Below are 15,727 nucleotides of genomic sequence, written 5' to 3'. Positions count from 1 at the left end.
GGCAGTGACCCTATAAAACAGCAGGACGAGGCAGGCAGCCAGAAGACAGGACGTTGAAAGGCGTAGGACAACGCCAGGAAATGCGTGGAAACAAGCAAGTGGCGCCGCGATGGCGCCACTTGGGGTCAACGATTACTGATTTTCGAGCAGGGAGCGCAGCATCCACGCGGTTTTCTCGTGAACCTGCATGCGCTGAGTCAACAAGTCTGCAGTCGGCTCATCGCTGACTTTATCAAGCAGCGGGAAAATACCCCGCGCGGTCCGTGTGACAGCTTCCTGGCCCGCCACCAACTGCTTGATCATCTCTTCTGCGCTGGGTACGCCCTCTTCTTCCTTGATGGAAGACAGACGGGCATAGATCGAATAGGCGCCCGGCGCCGGAAAACCCAAGGCACGGATACGCTCGGCAATAGAGTCAACCGCCAGCGCCAGCTCGTTGTACTGCTCTTCGAACATCAAGTGCAGCGTCCGAAACATGGGGCCCGTGACGTTCCAATGGAAGTTGTGGGTCTTCAGGTACAGTACATAGGTATCGGAAAGCAGTCGTGAAAGCCCATCGACGATGGATTTACGATCTTCTTCACTGATACCGATATAGATTGCCATGTTTATCCCCTTCAATTGACAAGCATTCATTGATCAGGTGCAGGACCACTGTAGCAAGAGTGCTGCTGACGCGCAGCCCGCCAAGGACACGGTGCGGCAAATGGTCCTGCGCTTTACGCCCTCTTCGGCGGCAACCAAGCCCTTTGAGCTACGCAGGAAAATTCCCGCCAACCGCCCAAAAAACACCTGCACCTGTCTAGGACCAGCGTTTCACGCAGAAATGCCCCGCACCCTGCAAAGCACGAAAATGCTTGATTTGAGTAGGCACAGCCTTTGCTGTTAAATAGGCAGCGTGTCGCCGCCGTTTTTTCACGGCGAGCGGCATAGGCTGATACCCGTGCACGTGCCCAACGCCTCCCATTGTTCAGAAGCGAACCGTGCCAGTCAGCTCTTCCTTGTGATCCGTCTTAACGTGAGTTAATCAAAATGTTGAAAATCGTCCACCTGCTAACGGGCGTTGCAGCGTTGCTGCTGTCCTTTATCCCGAGCCTGCAGCCTGAAAGCCTGCCCTACCTGCAACAACATGACGCTTTGTACCTGGCCTTGTTCGGCCTTCTTAACCTGACGCTCGCCCCAGTAATCCCTTACTGGAACAAAGGCACGCGCCATCAACTGCAAAACCTGGTCAGCGCGCTGCTGGTACTGACCGTTGTCGTACAAACCCTCACCCTCCTGGCACCCATGCCTGAAGTCGGCGGCCATCCGGCCATCCTGCTCAGCCTGGTAATTGCTGTGGTCGCCATCGCTCTTCACCTGGCTATCAGCTTCTACCGCTCGTCCCCCGCGGCCGCGTCGCAAAACTACGACATGACCAATCGGGATACCGGTACCGTCAAGTGGTTCAACACATCCAAAGGCTTCGGCTTTATTTCCCGTGATTCGGGCGACGATATCTTCGTCCACTTCCGGGCCATTCGCGGCGAAGGCCATCGTGTTCTGGTTGAAGGCCAGCGCGTGGAGTTTTCCGTGATGAATCGCGACAAAGGCCTACAAGCCGAAGACGTGATCGCTGCATTGCCGCGTCGCTGATTCCAGCCGTCGCAGCAAAAAAAACCGCGATCCAGCCTGGCTGGGTCGCGGTTTTTTTATTGCCTGTCGATCAGTAGTGAGGCGGCGGCGCTTCTTCTTCGGATGACTCGAATTGCGCGCCCATTTCTTCCTGGCGCTTAAGCAGCGCGGTCATCTGCAACTGCAGCCGTTCGACGGCCCGCTGCTGGGTGACCAGGATGTCATTCAGGGTTTCGATGGTGTCGTCCTGGAAGGCCAGGCGGCTTTCCAGTTCAGTGACGCGGTCTTGCAGATCCATGGTTCAGCCCTGGGTAAAGATAAAGTCGGCGGGCAGCAGCTCGCGCAGACGCGAACGAATGGCGACCAGTTGCTCTTCAGTGTACGGCTGGGCCGGATGCTTGCCCCACACTGGAGCAGGCCAGGCAGCGTCATCACGCTTGCGTACGATCACATGCACATGCAATTGGCTGACGACGTTGCCCAGCGCGCCAATGTTCATCTTGTCGGCGGCCAACCCTTCGTTCAGCCACTGCGCCAAGGCCGTGGTCTCTTGCCACAGGGTATGTTGATCTGCGACATCCAGCTGAAACACTTCGCTGATACCGTTGATACGCGGCACCAGGATGAACCAGGGGTAGTTCGAATCATTGGACAGCAGCAGGCGGCACAGCGGGAAGTCCCCGATGACCAGTGTGTCTTGTTGCAAACGTTGATCTAAGGCGAACACCACGGGCACTCCTTTCGGCAGGTCAGTTTCAGGCGCCAGCATACCTTTGAACGCGCCAGGCTTCACGGCGAATGGCAGCAACGTAACGCAAACCGATAAAAACCTGCACTCTTAAGAGGCAGGCAAATATTTGAGCTACGCTAATCCGGGCCTTTCAAGGGCGCACCAAAATGACCCACTTGTGCATCAAAGGGATCCGCCGACTACCCACTTGTAGGGTGAACCGGTAACGTTTTTCTCTGGCACAGTGTTTTAGTACCACCGAACAGGCGTAACCCGTGCACGTCAAGCCCAAACAAAACGGCTTAAAAACCCCGTACTTATGAGGTTTTTACACGCCCACCACGCTTTTCACGAAAAAATGACATTCGGTTACCGGTTTGGGCGCGCTTGTTGCATTCACACTCACATCGTCGGCAACGACACCCGTTTGGAAGCAGGTGTTTCGCGATAAAAGAACAGCAGCGTTTCGATGCGCCCCACGGAAGGTTTCAAACTTCGAAAGAGGTCTGAAAACAGCATTGAAGTTGTCAGTCCCGTAACATTCAGGACTGTGAATTTGCGACATGGAGCTAGCAATTTACGACAGCCTCGTAAAGAAGCTGAAAGGAAAGTTTGGTAAGTATCGTCATTAGAGTCTGCGTGATATAACTTTGCGCCGACACAAAAAAGAAAGAGCCGCCCAGATAAAAATACAGGTGGGACGGCAGTACTCTTCCGAAAACCAAAGGAGCAAATCACGATGCGCGTGATGAAGTGGAGCATGATCGCCCTGGCTGTTTCTGCAGGCACCTCGCAGTTCGCAATCGCGTCCTCTCAGGACGACGCAAAGGGCTTTATCGAAGATAGCACCCTGACCGCGAAAACCCGTGCAATGTACATGAACCGTGACTACAAGGACGGCGTGGGTAACGTGCGTCGTAGTAACGGTAACTACACCACCGGCACCGACGACAAAGTCAGCGGCTACCGTCAAGACACCGGTATCAGCGAGTTGCTCACCTACCAATCCGGCTTCACCCAAGGCACCGTCGGCTTCGGCGTCGATGCCATGGCCATGGGCAGCTATAAGCTTGATGGCGGTGCGGGCCGTGCCGGTAACGGTCTGTTCGCAACCAATGGCGCTGGCGAGCCAGAATCCACTCAGTCCAAAGTGGCTGGGGCAGCGAAACTCCGCATCTCCGACACCGTGCTGAAATATGGCAACCAGTTCGTATCCAGCCCGGTTTTCACTACCGACGACGGCCGTCTGCTGCCTGAAGTCGCCACCGGCACCTTGATCACCAGCAACGAGATCAAAGGTCTGGAATTGACCGCCGGCCGCTTCAGTGCATTGAGCGCGCAAACCGGCATGGGCCGTGACACCATCAACGGCCGCAGCCGTGTTACCGGCAAGCAAAACCCAGGTCTGACAGCAGCGAACATCGCTGGTTTTACCTACTCGGGTCTTGAAAACTTCATTTTCGCGTTCCACGCCTCCGATGTTGAAGACTACTGGAAGAAGCAGTACGTCAACGTCTTCTACACCCTGCCGCTGAGCGACAAACAATCGTTGAGTTTCGACTTCAACGGCTACCGCAGCAAGGATGACGGCAAGAAGCTGGGCGGCGACCTGGACAACCGCGTCTGGAGCCTGGCAGCTGCGTATAGCATCGACGCACACAAGTTCACCCTGGCTTACCAGCAGTCCTCTGGTAAAACCGGTTACAACTACGGTGTCGACGGTGGCGGTACCGTTTACCTGGCCAACTCCGTGCAAATCTCCGACTTCGTTGGCGAAGACGAGAAGTCCTGGCAGGCTCGCTACGACCTGAACATGGCCTCGTTCGGCGTGCCAGGTCTGAGCTTCATGACCCGTTACACTCGCGGTAGCAACGTTACCGTTGCAGATTCCAGCGATGGTAAAGAGCACGAGTGGGACGTGGAAGCCAAGTACGTACTGCAAGAAGGCCCGGCCAAAGGTCTGTCCTTCCGCGTTCGTAACGCAATCTACAGCGGCACCAACAGCGATTACCGCGCGACCAACTACGACAACCTGGTCGACACCCGTGTGATCGTAGAATACCCACTGAGCATCTTGTAATTTCAGTGGTCAGCTGATTGCGCTAACGCGTAACGCTAATAAAAACCGGCGCCCTTAATCAGGTCGCCGGTTTTTTTATGACCTACAAAAAGCGCTTCAATTTTACATAGCAAGCTAACTAAGAAAATCTAGGCTTACTAGTTGTGTTACTCGGCGTCGATTAAAACTTGATAGTTGCCAAAGGGGAGTGACAAAAAACAAGGGGCATGAAGCCCCTTGTCTTTAATAGCAATAGCTGACCAAGCGGCCAAGTTAATAAAGCAACTGATTACACAGCCGCTTCCTGAACCACACGAATAACCCGTTGCGGAAAGGGAATATCAATCCCCGCCGCCTTTAAACGATCACGCGCCAGTTCATTGAGCATGAAGACTACATCCCAATAATCCGGGGTTTTGGTCCAGCAACGCAGGGAAACCGTGATAGAGCTATCGCCCAAGGTCGAGACCACCGCAACCGCTGCAGGATCAGTCAGTACACGGGGATCTTTTGACAGTTCCAGAAGCACGTCACGGGCTTTTTGCAGGTCGGCGTCATAATCCACGCCCACATCAAACACCACCTTGCGGGTCGGCTGACGGTTGGTGTTGGTGATGATGCCGTTGGACAGGATGCCGTTAGGTACGATCACGGTCTTGTTGTCGCCAGTGCGCAGCACGGTGTGGAAGATCTGGATGCTGTCGACAGTGCCCGAGGTGCCCTGCGCTTCGATCCAGTCACCAATGCGAAATGGGCGGAACAACAGAATCAACACACCACCAGCAAAGTTTGCGAGGCTGCCCTGCAATGCCAGGCCGATGGCCAGGGTCGCGGCACCGATGGCCGCCACGAACGAGGTAGTCGCCACGCCGATCATCGAGGCCACGCTGACAATCAGCATGACCTTCAGCGCAATGTTCGCCAGGCTGGTGATGAAGTGTTGCAGTGCCAGGTCCGCGTTACGCAGAGCCAGCAAGCGACCTACACGGTGGGTCAATACGTTGATCAGCCACCAGCCAATGGCCAGGGTAATCACTGCCAGTAGTACTCGGCTGCCGTATTCCATGATCATCGGGATCCACGACTGTGAGGTCTTGATCAGGTGATCCACTTCAGCATTGAAATCCATCTATCGTCTCCTGTTTGGCGGATGTGCGGCTTTATTGACGGCCTAAAAACGCAAATGAGCCCCGTAGGGCTCAAGTGCAGGCACAGGTTATGGGGCGTGGGACGTCAAAATCGCCCGCTGGTTCCCCAAAATGCCATCAGTCGCGGAAGTTATTGAACTGCAGCGGCATGTCGAAGGTTTTGGCGCGCAGGGCAGCGATGGCCTCTTGCAGGTCATCACGTTTCTTGCCAGTGACGCGAACCTGCTCACCTTGGATGGCCGCCTGGACTTTCAGCTTGGCGTCCTTGATATGGGCGACGATCTTCTTCGCCAGCTCCTTGTCGATGCCTTCCTTTAACACTGCTTCCTGCTTCATCAGCTTGCCGGAAGCGTAGGCGTCCTTGATTTCAAGGCACTGTGCATCGATCTTGCGCTTGACCAGCGACAGCTTGAGGATCTCGATCATGGCTTCCAGCTGGAAATCGGCTTCAGCGGTCAGGTTGACGGTCAGTTCCTTTTCCTTGAACTCGAAGCTGCCCTTGCCCTTCAGGTCATAGCGACGGTCCAGCTCCTTGACGGCGTTCTCGACGGCGTTGGTGACTTCGTGTTTGTCCAGTTCAGATACCACGTCGAACGAAGGCATGTGATTTCTCCAATATAAGGGGCGGGTTCAGTAGAGATGGAGCGCGCCCGAGCTAAAATGCCGGGGCATTATAGCGGTTCTTTCGCCCCGTTCACCGCAGGCGACCCTACGGAGCACAAACTGATGTCGACCACCTGGCATATTCTCGGCGCCGGCAGCCTGGGCACACTCTGGGCCACGCGCTTGGCTCGCGCCGGCCTGCCCGTGAGGATGATTCTGCGCGATAAGGCGCGCCTTGCCAGCTATCAGGCCGGTAAGGGGCTGACGTTGGTCGAACACGGTATAGAAAAGACTTATCCGGTGATTGGCGAAACGCCTGACAACCCCGAGCCGATTCATCGCCTGCTGGTAGCGTGCAAAGCCTACGACGCCCAGAGCGCCGTCGCACATTTGCAGCATCGCCTGTCGCCACACGCCGAACTGATCCTTTTGCAAAACGGCCTTGGCAGCCAGGACGCAGTGGTTGCTCAGTTACCTCAAGCACGCTGCATCTTCGCCTCCAGCACCGAAGGCGCGTTTCGCGACGGTGACTGGCGCGTAGTGTTTGCAGGCCATGGCTACACCTGGCTGGGAGATGCAGCCCACCCTGCCCCACCGCTGTGGCTGAACGACCTTCACGCCGCCGGGATCCCCCACGAATGGAGCACCGACATTCTGACCCGGCTATGGCGCAAGCTAGCGCTCAATTGCGCGATCAACCCGCTGACCGTGCTTTACCAGTGCCGCAACGGCGAACTGCAAACCCATCAATGTGAAGTGGCAACCCTGTGCGCTGAACTCGGTGAGCTGCTGGAATGTTGCGGCCAACCCGACGCCGCGCTGGACCTGCAACACGAAGTAGAACGGGTGATCCACGCCACAGCCGCTAACTACTCCTCCATGTACCAGGACGTCGCCAACGCCCGCCGCACCGAAATCAGTTACCTGTTGGGCTATGCTTGCCAGGCGGCCGCACGCCACCAATTGAACCTGCCGCATTTGCAGCAGTTGCAGGTGCGTTTGATTGATCAGTTAGTTGCACGCGGATTGCCCCGCGACTGAACCACGCGCTACCCTGCCCGCCTGTCTATCACCTGGGATAACCCTGATGCCGCTGCGCCAGCGCCTCGAAAATCTACCGGTTGGGCAGAAACTGCTGGCCGCCCTGTTGGTGTTGTTGACCACCGTATTGCTGGTGGCCAACCTGACCTTTATCAGCGCTGCGTACTGGATTTCCCAGGAAAGCATGGCACCTCAGGCGTTGCAGGCCATCGGTCGCCTGGTATCCAACCCGGGCCTCGCCGCCGAAGCACTCGAATCCCCCGCCCAAGCCGATGCCCTGCTCAGTGAGCTGACCAGCTATTCGCCATTACGCGCCGCCGCCCTGTATGACGGCGAAGGCAACCGCCTGGCGCAGATGCAACACGGTGATCGCCTGCACTTGCCGGACAACTATCGGCATATCGAGGCGTGGCGTGTTACCGAGTTTCGCAGTAACCAGATCATCACCCTGCCCCGGGCAGGCCAGCCTTCCGGGCATTTGCTGCTGGTGGCCAGCAGCGAACTGCCGGTGGCCTTCTACACCGGCACGCTGACGGCCAGCCTGGGTATCCTGATTTTCAGTGTGCTGCTATGGCTGATCATCGCCCGGCAGATCAAGCGCCTGATTACCCGGCCGATCCACGAATTGGAAGAACTGTCGCGCCAAGTAACCCGCGAAGAGAACTACGCCCTGCGCGCCGGCCGTGGTAACCGCGATGAAATCGGCAGCCTGGCCGAAGCCTTCAACACCATGCTGTCGCGTATCGAAGCTCGCGAACAGCAGCTCAAGCGCGCACGGGACGACTCCCAAGCCGCTTATGACCAAGCCCAAGGCCTGGCCGAAGAAACACGCCATACCAACCGAAAGTTGGAGCTGGAAGTCCAGGTTCGCAGCAAGATCGAGAAAAAACTCACCGGTTTTCAAAACTACCTGAACAGCATCATCGACTCGATGCCCTCGGCGTTGATCGCCCTGGACGAACAACTCTACGTCACCCAGTGGAACCAGGAAGCCAGCGCGCTTTCCGGTACGCGCCTGGATGAAGCGCTGAATCAGCCGATCTACCTCGCTTTTCAACCGCTCAAGCCGTACCTGCCGCAGATCAAGGCTACGGTGGAGCAGCACACGGTAGAACGCATCGAGCGTGTCACCTGGATCAAGGATGATGAACCCAAGCATTACGCCCTGACCTTCTACCCGCTGATGGGCGGTGCCGGGCGGGGCGTGGTGATCCGTATCGACGACATCACTCAGCGTCTGTCCCTGGAAGAAATGATGGTGCAGTCGGAAAAAATGCTCTCGGTCGGTGGGCTTGCCGCCGGTATGGCTCACGAGATCAACAATCCGCTGGGGGCGATCCTGCATAACGTGCAGAACATCCGGCGCCGGCTGTCGTCCGACCTACCCAAAAACCTGGAATTCGCCGAGCAGGCAGGTATCGAACTGGAAAAGATCAACCGCTACCTGGAAGGCCGTGAGGTGCCACAACTGCTGGATGGCATCCAGCAAGCCGGTGCGCGAGCGGCCAAGATCGTCACTCACATGCTCAGCTTCAGCCGCCGCAGCAACCGGCAGATGGCGCCTTGCGACCTGCCGGCGCTGATCGACCAGGCCGTGGAAATTGCCGGTAACGACTTCGATCTGGCCATCGGTTTCGACTTCAAGGGCCAGGCGATCATTCGTCAGTTCGACCCCCAACTGGGCCCGGTGCCCGGCACTGCCAACGAGCTGGAACAAGTACTGCTCAACCTGCTAAAAAACGCAGCCCAGGCCATTCATCTGCGTGAAGACGATCGCGAACCGGGGCGCATCATCCTGCGCACACGTCTTAACCCGCCGTGGGCAGAGATTCAGGTGGAAGACAATGGTATCGGCATGAGTGAGAACGTACGTAAACGCACTTTTGAGCCGTTCTTCACCACCAAAGAGATCGGCCAGGGCACTGGGCTTGGACTTTCGGTTTCGTACTTCATCGTCACCAACAACCACAAAGGGCAGATGGAGGTGCATTCCACCCTCGGTCAAGGCACCTGTTTTACCCTGCGCTTACCCTTGGCGGGCAGCCAACTGCCGCCCAATGAACTGACCCAACTGGAGCACTGATCATGGGCTTTCGCCTGTCGAAGATTTACACCCGTACTGGAGACACAGGCGAAACCGGCCTCGGCGACGGTCGCCGTGTACCCAAGGACCACCCGCGAGTTGAGGCCATCGGTGAAGTCGATTCGCTGAACAGCCAACTGGGATTATTACTGGCGGGCCTGGAAGAGCAGAGTGGCAAGCATCCGGAACTCAAAGATGTGATCGAGGTACTGACCCCATGCCAACATCGATTATTCGACCTCGGCGGTGAGCTGGCGATGCCGGTGTACAAGGCGCTGAACGCAGCGGAAGTGGATCGGCTGGAGGCCGCGATTGATCGCTGGAATGAAGAGGTCGGGCCGCTGGAAAACTTCATCCTGCCCGGTGGCTCGGCGTTGATCGCCCAGGCCCATGTGTGCCGCAGCCTGGCGCGCAGTGCGGAGCGGCGCTGTCAGCACCTCAACGCGGTGGAGCCGTTAGAGGGAGTGGGGTTGGCGTATATCAATCGGCTGTCGGATTTGCTGTTTGTGGCGGCGCGGGTGATTGCCAGGCGCCAGGGGATTGCGGAGATTTTGTGGCAGGCGGCGGCCAAGCCACACTGATCATGACTCGCTGACTGGCAGGGCCTGATCGGGGGCAAGTCGAATCGTCGCACCCGATGAGGCCCGCCAGAGCAGCTTCAAACTTGTGGCCAGAACGCCCTGATACCCGCTACACCCTGAGCCCCAACTTCCCAAGCCTGTTCCCGATCAGCAGGTCCAACCCCACCCAACAGAAACACCGGTTTGCTGAACCCACGGATCAACTCTGCCGCCTGCTCCCAACCCAAAGGCTGGGCATCAGGGTGGGTCTGGGTCGGCTGCACCGGCGACAGCGTGACAAAATCCACGTCCATCATTTCTGCCAGCGCCAGTTCTTCAGCGTTGTGGCAGGAAGCAGCCAACCAACGGTCTTTCGGCAGCGGCCGGCCCTTGCTCGCGTATTTGCGCAGTTGCGCCGAGGTCATGTGCCAACCGGCGGCAGGAAAATCCCCCAGCCATTCAAACGGTCCTTTAAGCATCAACTGCGCCTTGCCAGCGCACAGACCCACCGCATCTACCGCGAGGTCGCGGTATTTGGGGTCGTAACCGTTCGGCGCACGCAGTTGGACCAGCTTGATGCCGCCCGCGACAGCCTTCTGAATCCCGCGTAACAGCGTCGGGGTTTCGAGTTCGCCGGGGGTGATCAGGTAATCGGCAGGCAAGCGCGCGGCGGCAACGATTGGAGCGTTAGCGGCCGGGAACTCGTAGTTGAGCAAATCCCGAGGCGCCACCCATTCCAGGGGTTGCCCTTCGACACCGTGGGGCTCGCCGGTAAAAGCCGAGACTTCCCAGACATCCAGCAAGACCTGCTTGTCCGGATAGTCATGCTGCACCTTGATCAACGGCCGAGCCGTGGCGACCTGGATACCCAGTTCTTCCTGTAATTCACGGGACAGGGCCGAGGCGACCGACTCACCGGCCTCCACCTTGCCACCGGGAAACTCCCAGAGACCGCCCTGATGCTGGGTATCCGCGCGGCGCGCCAGCAGGATCCTGCCGTCGACACCGCGGATCACCGCTGCTGCTACATGCACTCGTTTCACCGCGGTTATCCTCTTCTATCAGGTACGGTATTCCGCGTTGATCTTCACGTACTCGTGGGACAGGTCGGTGGTCCAGATGGTTTCGCTGCAATCGCCGCGGCCCAACTCGATGCGGATGGTGATTTCTTCCTGCTGCATCACCGCCGAGCCCTGTGCTTCGGTATAGCTCTCGGCACGGGCGCCACGGCTGGCGATGCACACGTCACCGAGGAACACGTCGATCTTGCTCACGTCCAGATCCGGCACACCAGCACGGCCAACGGCGGCGAGGATGCGGCCCCAGTTGGGGTCGGAGGCGAACAGTGCCGTCTTGATCAGCGGCGAGTGGGCCACGGTGTAGCCGACATCCAGGCATTCCTGGTGATTGCCGCCGCCGTTGACTTCAACCGTCACGAACTTGGTGGCACCTTCGCCGTCACGCACGATGGCCTGAGCCACGTCCATGCACACTTCGAACACAGCCTGCTTCAATGCCGCGAACAGCGGGCCGCTGGCCTCGGTAATTTCCGGCAGATCAGCTTTGCCGGTAGCGATCAGCATGCAGCAATCGTTGGTCGAGGTATCGCCATCGATGGTAATGCGGTTAAACGACTTGTTGGCGCCGTCGAGGATCAGGCTGTGCAGCACGTCGCGGGAAACTTTGGCGTCGGTAGCAATGTAGCCGAGCATGGTTGCCATGTTCGGGCGGATCATGCCCGCGCCTTTACTGATACCGGTCACGGTGACGGTCACGCCGTCGTGCACGAACTGACGGCTCGCGCCTTTCGGCAGGGTGTCCGTGGTCATGATGCCAGTGGCGGCGGCCGCCCAGTTATCCACAGACAGGTCGTCCAACGCGGCCTGCAAGGCGCCTTCGATTTTCTCAACCGGCAGCGGCTCGCCGATGACACCGGTGGAGTAAGGCAACACTTGGCTGGCATCCACGCCAGTCAACTGGGCAAGCTTGGCGCAGGTACGCGCAGCAGCGACCAAACCAGGCTCACCGGTGCCTGCGTTGGCATTGCCAGTGTTAGTCAGCAGGTAACGGATGGAGCCGGCAACGCGCTGCTTGGCCAGGATCACCGGAGCGGCGCAGAAGGCGTTGAGGGTGAAAACACCGGCGACGGTCGAACCTTCGGCACAGCGCATCACCACCACATCCTTGCGCCCCGGGCGCTTGATGCCGGCCGACGCGATACCGAGCTCAAAACCGGCAACCGGGTGCAATGTGGGCAAAGGACCAAGACCAACAGCCATGAACGCGCTCCTTAAAAGATAGATAATGTCTGTGCCGTCGTGATCGACGGTGAAATTAATGGCAAAACGCCGCGACGGCGGAGGCCGGTCGCGGCGCTAGGTATTGCAGCGTCAGGCGAAAATCTTATTCGATCTGGCCGTGGCAGTGTTTGAATTTCTTGCCCGAACCGCAGTAGCAGAGTTCGTTGCGGCCCAGCTTCTGGTCATTGCGAACCGGCGCCTGAGCCAAGGCCACATCGACCTCTTCGCCCAACACCTCAGGCGCTTCCAGACCCGGCGCTTCGTCGTGCTGGAACTGCATGCGCGCAGCCAGTGCCTCGGCCTCCTGACGCAGGCGAGCTTCTTCCTCGATCGGGTCTTCGCGGCGCACCTGAACGTGGGACAGCACGCGAATCGAATCGCGCTTGATCGAATCCAGCAACTCGGAGAACAGCGTGAACGACTCGCGCTTGTACTCTTGCTTCGGGTTCTTCTGGGCGTAACCACGCAGGTGGATGCCGTGACGCAGGTGGTCCATGGTCGACAGGTGGTCTTTCCACAGGTCGTCCAGCACGCGCAGTACGATTTGTTTCTCGAAGGTGCGCAGTGCTTCGGCACTCGCCTGCTCTTCTTTCTCGTTGTACGCGGCCAGCAGCTCGGCCATCAGCTTCTCGCGCAGCGTCTCTTCGTACAGGTGATCGTCTTCGTCGAGCCATTGCTGGACCGGCAAGTCGACACCGAAGTCGCTCTTCAACGCGGCTTCCAGACCAGCAACATCCCACTGCTCTGGCAGGGACTGTGGCGGGATGTGTGCACTGACGGTCGCGTTGAGCACGTCCTGACGGAAATCGGCGATGGTCTCGCCAATGTTGTCAGCGGCCAGCAACGTGTTACGCATGTGATAAATCACTTTACGCTGTTCGTTGTTGACGTCGTCGAACTCAAGCAGTTGCTTACGAATATCGAAGTTACGGCCTTCAACCTTGCGCTGGGCCTTCTCGATGGCGTTGGTCACCATACGGTGCTCGATCGCTTCACCGGACTGCATACCCAAGGCTTTCATGAAGTTCTTCACCCGATCCGAGGCGAAGATGCGCATCAGGCTGTCTTCCAGAGACAGGTAGAAGCGGCTGGAACCGGCGTCACCCTGACGGCCGGCACGACCACGCAGTTGGTTGTCGATACGGCGCGATTCGTGACGCTCGGACGCGATCACCTGCAAACCACCGGATTCGAGCACGGCCTGGTGGCGCTTCTGCCAGTCAGCCTTGATCTGGGCGATCTGCTCAGGGGTAGGGTTGTCCAGGGAGGCGACTTCCACTTCCCAGTTACCGCCCAACAGGATGTCAGTACCACGACCGGCCATGTTGGTGGCGATGGTCAATGCGCCTGGGCGACCGGCCTGGGCAATGATCTCAGCTTCTTTTTCGTGGAACTTGGCGTTAAGAACCTTGTGCTCGATACCTTCCTTGTTGAGCAGGTTAGACACGTGCTCGGAAGTCTCGATGGTGGCGGTACCCACCAGAATCGGGCGGCCCTGGGCCATGCCGTCCTTGATGTCGTTGATGATCGCCGCGTACTTCTCTTCGGCGGTCAGGAACACCAGGTCATTGAAATCTTTACGCGCCAGCGGCTTGTTCGGTGGGATCACCATCACAGCCAGGTTGTAGATCTGGTGGAATTCGAACGCTTCGGTGTCCGCAGTACCGGTCATGCCGGACAGTTTGTTATACAGACGGAAGTAGTTCTGGAAGGTGGTGGAAGCCAACGTCTGGCTTTCGGCCTGAATGTTGAGCATTTCCTTGGCTTCGATGGCCTGGTGCAGGCCTTCGGACAGACGACGACCCGGCATGGTACGGCCGGTGTGTTCGTCAACCAATACCACTTGGCCATCTTGCACGATGTATTCGACGTTGCGATGGAACAGCTTGTGGGCGCGCAGGCCCGCATACACGTGGGTCAACAGGCCCAGGTTGTGCGCCGAGTACAGGCTCTCGCCTTCAGCCAGCAGGCCGATCTGGGTCAGCATGTCTTCGACGAACTGGTGACCGGCTTCGTTGAGTTCGACCTGGCGGGTCTTCTCGTCGATGGAGAAGTGACCTTCTTTGGTCACAACGCCTTCCACTTCTTCGATGTGCTGCTCCAGACGCGGGATCAACTTGTTGATCTCGGTGTACAGGCGCGAGCTGTCTTCGGCCTGGCCGGAGATGATCAGTGGGGTACGGGCTTCGTCGATGAGAATGGAGTCGACTTCGTCGATCACGGCAAAGTTGAGTTCACGCTGGAATTTTTCATCCATGCTGAACGCCATGTTGTCGCGCAGGTAGTCGAAACCGAATTCGTTGTTGGTGCCGTAGGTAATGTCGCACGCGTAAGCAGCGCGCTTCTCTTCCGGCGGCTGGAACGGCGTTACTACGCCGACGGTCAGGCCGAGATATTCATACAGCGGGCGCATCCAGTTGGCGTCCCGGCGAGCCAGGTAGTCGTTCACCGTCACAACGTGCACGCCCTTGCCGGACAGTGCGTTGAGGTAAACACCCAGAGTAGCTACCAGGGTCTTGCCTTCACCGGTACGCATTTCGGCAATCATGCCTTCATGCAAGGTCATACCGCCGATCAACTGGACGTCGAAGTGGCGCATGCCCATGACACGCTTACCGGCTTCACGGGCAACCGCAAAGGCTTCGGGAAGCAGCTTGTCGAGGGTTTCACCTTTGGCTATGCGGGCCTTGAACTCTTGGGTCTTGGCGCGCAATTGCTCGTCCGACAGGGCAACCATCTGCTCTTCGAAGGCATTGACCAGCTGCACCGTCTTGAGCATGCGTTTGACTTCGCGCTCATTCTTGCTTCCAAAAAGTTTCTTTAACAAAGGCGCAAACATATCGGCAGGTTCTTCCACACATAGGGATGGAGGGCGCACCGTGAGTGGCCCGAGCAGCCCTCACGGCCGCATGCGAACGCGCATTCTACCCGGAATCGTGGGTGAGGAAAGTGGCGTTGTTCCCCGATGCTGGCATGGTGCTGTGAGAGGGCTTGTTTAAAATAAGGGCTTTTGCGCGAACTTCAACCCATGGAGCCGATTGATTTCCTGGGAAACCGCCCGGCAATGCATTGTCAGGGGCCGCGCAGACGCATTCTGCTAAGATGGCCGCTCTGTTACTTAAGGTGTCCAATCATGGCATTTCGCCCTCTTACAGCCCGCGCGCCCAGCGTGTTGCTTCGCGAAGCCAAGCCGCTGAAAGCCATCTTTGGCCATGCGCAACGCTTGGGCCATTTGCAACGCCTGCTCGAAAGCCAACTACAACCCGCCGCCCGCGAGCATTGCCACGTGGCGTCGTGGCGTGAAGGTAATTTGCTATTGATTGTCACAGACGGTCATTGGGCGACCCGTTTGCGCTATCAGCAAAAACGCCTGCAGCGTCAATTGATGGCATTCGATGAGTTCGCCAGCTTGACGCGTATCCAGTTCAAGGTACAGCCACCGACCGTGCAGCAAGGCGCAGTCGGACACACTCTGGACCTGTCGGAGCATGCGGCCGAGACGATTCAGGCCACGGCCGACGGCATCAACGATCCAGGCTTGCGCGCCGCGCTTGAGCGCTTGGCCGCCCATGGCAAGCCCAAGGCCTGA

At 58.1% G+C, this 15,727-nt stretch carries 14 protein-coding genes; 6 read left to right on the top strand and 8 right to left on the bottom strand.

Annotation, left to right across the window (positions count from 1 at the left end; genetic code table 11):
- Positions 1-132: 132 nt before the first annotated feature.
- A complete protein-coding gene (locus G9Q84_RS07165; RefSeq protein ID WP_181643062.1) occupies positions 133-606 on the bottom strand; it encodes a Dps family protein in 474 nt (157 codons plus the stop codon).
- Positions 607-1,032: 426 nt separating this feature from the next.
- Between G9Q84_RS07165 and G9Q84_RS29515 the strand changes: the two genes are divergently transcribed.
- Positions 1,033-1,635: a cold-shock protein gene (locus G9Q84_RS29515; RefSeq protein ID WP_032890906.1), complete on the top strand. Its 603-nt coding sequence runs from the start codon at positions 1,033-1,035 to the stop codon at positions 1,633-1,635.
- A gap of 70 nt (positions 1,636-1,705) precedes the next feature.
- Here the strand turns inward: G9Q84_RS29515 and G9Q84_RS07155 are convergent, their stop codons facing one another.
- Together G9Q84_RS07155 and G9Q84_RS07150 are read right to left on the bottom strand one after the other, a co-directional pair.
- Positions 1,706-1,912 (bottom strand): SlyX family protein, encoded by a 207-nt coding sequence (locus G9Q84_RS07155; protein ID WP_122756132.1) that lies wholly within the window; start codon positions 1,910-1,912, stop codon positions 1,706-1,708.
- 3 nt (positions 1,913-1,915) lie between these two features.
- Positions 1,916-2,341, bottom strand: a complete 426-nt coding sequence (locus G9Q84_RS07150; RefSeq protein ID WP_032890903.1) for an HIT domain-containing protein — start codon at positions 2,339-2,341, stop codon at positions 1,916-1,918.
- 742 nt (positions 2,342-3,083) lie between these two features.
- Between G9Q84_RS07150 and G9Q84_RS07145 the strand changes: the two genes are divergently transcribed.
- Positions 3,084-4,424 (top strand): OprD family porin, encoded by a 1,341-nt coding sequence (locus G9Q84_RS07145; RefSeq protein ID WP_122756131.1) that lies wholly within the window; start codon positions 3,084-3,086, stop codon positions 4,422-4,424.
- Positions 4,425-4,692: 268 nt separating this feature from the next.
- Here G9Q84_RS07145 and G9Q84_RS07140 read toward each other — a convergent pair whose 3' ends face one another.
- On the bottom strand, positions 4,693-5,532 hold the full coding sequence (locus G9Q84_RS07140; protein ID WP_032890899.1) for a mechanosensitive ion channel family protein: 840 nt from the start codon (positions 5,530-5,532) through the stop codon (positions 4,693-4,695).
- A 136-nt stretch (positions 5,533-5,668) separates the two neighbouring features.
- Positions 5,669-6,154, bottom strand: coding sequence for a YajQ family cyclic di-GMP-binding protein (locus G9Q84_RS07135; RefSeq protein ID WP_003175814.1), 486 nt, complete (start codon positions 6,152-6,154; stop codon positions 5,669-5,671).
- Between the two features lie 123 nt (positions 6,155-6,277).
- Between G9Q84_RS07135 and G9Q84_RS07130 the strand changes: the two genes are divergently transcribed.
- The 3 genes from G9Q84_RS07130 to G9Q84_RS07120 are packed head-to-tail and all read left to right on the top strand — an operon-like array spanning position 6,278 to position 9,859.
- Positions 6,278-7,195 (top strand): putative 2-dehydropantoate 2-reductase, encoded by a 918-nt coding sequence (locus tag G9Q84_RS07130; RefSeq protein ID WP_122680799.1) that lies wholly within the window; start codon positions 6,278-6,280, stop codon positions 7,193-7,195.
- Between the two features lie 46 nt (positions 7,196-7,241).
- Positions 7,242-9,278 carry a sensor histidine kinase gene (locus tag G9Q84_RS07125; RefSeq protein WP_032890895.1) on the top strand — a complete coding sequence of 679 codons (2,037 nt, stop codon included), beginning with the start codon at positions 7,242-7,244 and terminating at the stop codon, positions 9,276-9,278.
- A 2-nt stretch (positions 9,279-9,280) separates the two neighbouring features.
- Positions 9,281-9,859, top strand: a complete 579-nt coding sequence (locus tag G9Q84_RS07120) for a cob(I)yrinic acid a,c-diamide adenosyltransferase (protein ID WP_095185765.1) — start codon at positions 9,281-9,283, stop codon at positions 9,857-9,859.
- Between the two features lie 77 nt (positions 9,860-9,936).
- Here the strand turns inward: G9Q84_RS07120 and G9Q84_RS07115 are convergent, their stop codons facing one another.
- The 3 genes from G9Q84_RS07115 to secA all read right to left on the bottom strand — a co-directional run bounded on the left by G9Q84_RS07115 (position 9,937) and on the right by secA (position 14,977).
- Positions 9,937-10,881 (bottom strand): Nudix family hydrolase, encoded by a 945-nt coding sequence (locus G9Q84_RS07115; protein WP_181643061.1) that lies wholly within the window; start codon positions 10,879-10,881, stop codon positions 9,937-9,939.
- A gap of 18 nt (positions 10,882-10,899) precedes the next feature.
- Positions 10,900-12,117, bottom strand: coding sequence for a bifunctional glutamate N-acetyltransferase/amino-acid acetyltransferase ArgJ (argJ, locus tag G9Q84_RS07110; protein WP_032890890.1), 1,218 nt, complete (start codon positions 12,115-12,117; stop codon positions 10,900-10,902).
- A gap of 124 nt (positions 12,118-12,241) precedes the next feature.
- Complete coding sequence (secA, locus tag G9Q84_RS07105; protein WP_032890888.1) at positions 12,242-14,977, bottom strand: preprotein translocase subunit SecA; 2,736 nt, start codon at positions 14,975-14,977, stop codon at positions 12,242-12,244.
- A gap of 294 nt (positions 14,978-15,271) precedes the next feature.
- Between secA and G9Q84_RS07100 the strand changes: the two genes are divergently transcribed.
- On the top strand, positions 15,272-15,727 hold the full coding sequence (locus G9Q84_RS07100; protein ID WP_032890886.1) for a DUF721 domain-containing protein: 456 nt from the start codon (positions 15,272-15,274) through the stop codon (positions 15,725-15,727).

Origin of the sequence: Pseudomonas sivasensis (genome assembly GCF_013778505.1) — a bacterium.
GTDB lineage: Bacteria > Pseudomonadota > Gammaproteobacteria > Pseudomonadales > Pseudomonadaceae > Aquipseudomonas > Aquipseudomonas sivasensis.
The sequence above is the reverse complement of the archived record's forward strand: the minus strand, read 5'-3'. Positions and strand labels throughout refer to the sequence as shown.